Source organism: Allobosea sp. 05T422_2 (assembly GCF_056396265.1).
Map to the genome: position 1 here is coordinate 1 of NZ_JBFTLD010000428.1, position 2,991 is coordinate 2,991.

3 protein-coding genes and 1 pseudogene are annotated in these 2,991 nt (G+C 64.7%); 1 reads left to right on the forward strand and 3 read right to left on the reverse strand.

The features are described from left to right. A pseudogene (locus tag AC1DJT_RS35520) lies at positions 1-159 on the forward strand (IS481 family transposase); the annotation flags it as partial. On the opposite strand, the gene AC1DJT_RS35525 reads toward AC1DJT_RS35520, so the two are convergent. From AC1DJT_RS35525 to AC1DJT_RS35535, 3 genes are all read right to left on the reverse strand, one after another. Further along, on the reverse strand, positions 156-1,358 hold the full coding sequence (locus AC1DJT_RS35525) for a vWA domain-containing protein (RefSeq protein ID WP_476835941.1): 1,203 nt from the start codon (positions 1,356-1,358) through the stop codon (positions 156-158). The pseudogene AC1DJT_RS35520 and the gene AC1DJT_RS35525 sit on opposite strands and share 4 nt — an antisense overlap. A gap of 54 nt (positions 1,359-1,412) precedes the next feature. Then, the gene (locus AC1DJT_RS35530; protein WP_162768090.1) at positions 1,413-1,787 is read right to left on the reverse strand and encodes a nuclear transport factor 2 family protein; all 375 of its coding nucleotides are present in this window, start codon (positions 1,785-1,787) and stop codon (positions 1,413-1,415) included. Positions 1,788-1,895: 108 nt separating this feature from the next. Continuing rightward, positions 1,896-2,804, reverse strand: a complete 909-nt coding sequence (locus AC1DJT_RS35535) for an AAA family ATPase (RefSeq protein WP_113514152.1) — start codon at positions 2,802-2,804, stop codon at positions 1,896-1,898. Between the last annotated feature and the right edge of the window lie 187 nt (positions 2,805-2,991).

Below are 2,991 nucleotides of genomic sequence, written 5' to 3' on the forward strand. Positions count from 1 at the left end.
GCGCACCTCACAGACTTCGTTGCCGCCTACAATTTCGGCCGCCGGCTGAAGACCCTTAGGGGGCTCACACCCTACGAGTTCATCTGCAAATGCTGGACTTCAGAGCCAGAACGATTCAGGCTCGATCCAATCCATCAAATGCCGGGACTAAACACCTAGCCCGCCTTCTTCAACCACAGGCGTGGATCACTTCTCCGGTCTGCGTCCGGCGAGAGTGCGGCGCAGAGATCAGCCATCGCCGCGAGGTTGTGAATCGGCCTGAACGAATCGACATGCGGCAGCATCGCCCGGATGCCGCTGGCCCGCGCCTGAAAGGCATCGAAGCGCAGCAGCGGATTGAGCCAGACGAGCTGGCGGCAGGAGCGGTGCAGCCGGTCCATCTCGAAGGCGAGCTCGCCATCGAGATGTCGCTCCAGCCCGTCGGTGAAAAGCAGCACGATCGCCCCGCCCGAAAGCACGCGCCGCGACCAGACGCGATTGAAGCTGTGCAGGGCATCGGCAATGCGGGTGCCACCTTCCCAGTCCGGCGCTGCCCTGCCGGCAAGGGCCAGCGCCTCGTCAGGGTCCCGCGCCCTCAGGCCCCGCGTGACATTGGTCAAGCGCGTGCCGAAGACGAAGGAATGCACCCGGCGGCGCTTCTCCGTGATCGCGTGCAGGAAATGCAGAAAGATGCGCGAATACTCTGCCATCGAGCCCGAGATATCGACGAGCGCGACCACCGGGGGATGGATCTCGGCGCGCTCGCGAAATGCGAGGTCGATCGAGCCGCCTCCCCCCCTGAGCGAACGCCGGAAGGTGCGGCGTGGGTCGATGCGCGCGCCGACATGCGATGCCTGGAAACGCCGCGTCGGCACGGTATCCCGCGGCAGGCGCAGCTCGGACATCAGCTGCTTGGMCTTGGCGATCTCCGCCGCACTCATCTGGGCGAAGTCGCGTGACTTCAGCATTTCGCGATCGGAGACGGTCAGGCGCGCCGAAAGCTCGGTCAGTTCGACCGGGGGTTCGTCACGCTCGTCTCGCGGCGGAGCAAATGCTTCAGCGACCCGCAACGCACCCGCTTCCGCCTTCTCCGGCTGACTATCCGCCCCCGGAGAGACGGGGGACATTTGCGCCATGATCTTCTCGATCAGATTGCGCCGCCGCCAGAACAGACGAAAGGCCTGGTCGTAGATCACGCTGTCCTCGTGCCGCTTCACGAAGATCGCATGCAGCGCCCAGTAAACGTCGTCGCGTGCACCGAGCGCACCATCCGCCAGCGCCTCGACGGCCTCGACCACCGCCCCCGCACCAACGGGCACACCGGCGATGCGCAGCGCCCGCGCGAAATAGACGATGTTCTCAGGCAGCTTGCCGGTCACGAGGTTCTCACCGTCATGGTAGACGCGGATCGCCGGCCAGGGCTTGCCGCGCGATCACGCTGCGGTCTCGGTCATGAAGACCTTCTGCGCAATGACCCATTTGCCGTCGACTTTTACGAAGGAGAGCAGATCCGTGAAATAGCGCGGCGGCATCTGGCATTTTAGCTTCACCAGAGCCAGGGCCGGGCCCACGAGATCGATGGTCAGGATATGGTCGCTGCGCTCCATCCCAGCAGCCTTCGGAGACTGGCGATTGCGCACGGCCTCGAACCACTCGGCGCGCGGCACGATCTTCAGTTCGCCGTGGAGCGATTGGGTCAGTGCGCTTGTTGGATGAAAGATCTGGCTCAGCTTGCCGACATCGCCCTCATAGAGCCCGTCGAGATAAGTCCAGGTAGCGGCTTCGATCGCCTTGATGTCGTCGTTCATCGCTTGCTCCATCATGCGCGGGCCGGTCCCGCGCATCCACCTGCTGCGACGCGAATGAGAGGAAAGACCTGGGTCGGTACACAAGGCCTGTCCTCACGGCAGGCGCGCCTATCCCCGCACGTCGGCCTTCACCTGGTCCAGCAGTTCCTTCACCTTCGAGCCCTGCATCGCCTGGATGTCGTCCTGGTACTTGAGCAGCGCCCCCAGCGTGTCCGAGACGATCGCGGGGTCAAGCGCGACTGCGTCGAGTTCGACCAGCGCACTTGCCCAATCGAGTGTCTCGGCGACGCCCGGCGCCTTGAACAGCTCCTCCTTGCGGATCGCCTGCACGAAGGCGACGACCTGCTTTGCCAGCTTGGCCGGGGCCTCCGGTGCGCGCGCTTTCAGGATGGCAAGCTCGCGAGCCGTGTCGGGGTAGCCGACCCAGTGGTAGAGGCAACGGCGCTTCAACGCGTCGTGGATCTCGCGTGTACGGTTCGAGGTCAGGATCACGATCGGCGGCTCCGCCGCCTTGATCGTGCCAAGCTCGGGAATCGTCACCTGCGCGTCGGCCAGCACCTCGAGCAAGAAGGCCTCGAAGGCCTCGTCGGTGCGGTCGAGTTCGTCGATCAGCAGGATTGGCGCCCCGCCCTCCTGCGGCTCCAGCGCCTGCAAGAGCGGGCGCTTGACCAGATAGCGCTCCGAGAAGATGTCGGATTCGAGTCGGGCACGATCCCCCGCAGCGCCACCCGCCTCCGCGAGACGGATCGCCATCATCTGGCCCGCATAGTTCCACTCATAGACTGCGGAGGCGAGATCGAGCCCCTCATAGCATTGCAGCCGGATCAGGCGCCGCCCGAGCGCGGCCGCCAGCACCTTGGCAATCTCGGTCTTCCCCGTGCCGGCCTCGCCCTCCAGCAGCAGCGGTCGCTTCATGCGCAGAGCCAGATAGAGCACAGTCGCCAGCGCCCGATCGGCGACATAGCCCTGCGATTGCAGGAGAGAAAGCGTGGCGTCGATGGAACCGGGAGTTTTCAAGGGCTTCTCGCGACAAAAGAACAGAGCCGGTCAGGCGGCAGCTATGGCCTCGATCTCGAGAAGCCAAGCCTCGTCGAAGATCCCAGCGATGACGACGGAGAGCGCAACCTTCCGGTCGCCGAGGATCTCCTTGCGCGACTGCCGGCTCTCCGCGGCAAAGCGGCGATCGGACAGAAAGGTCGTGACC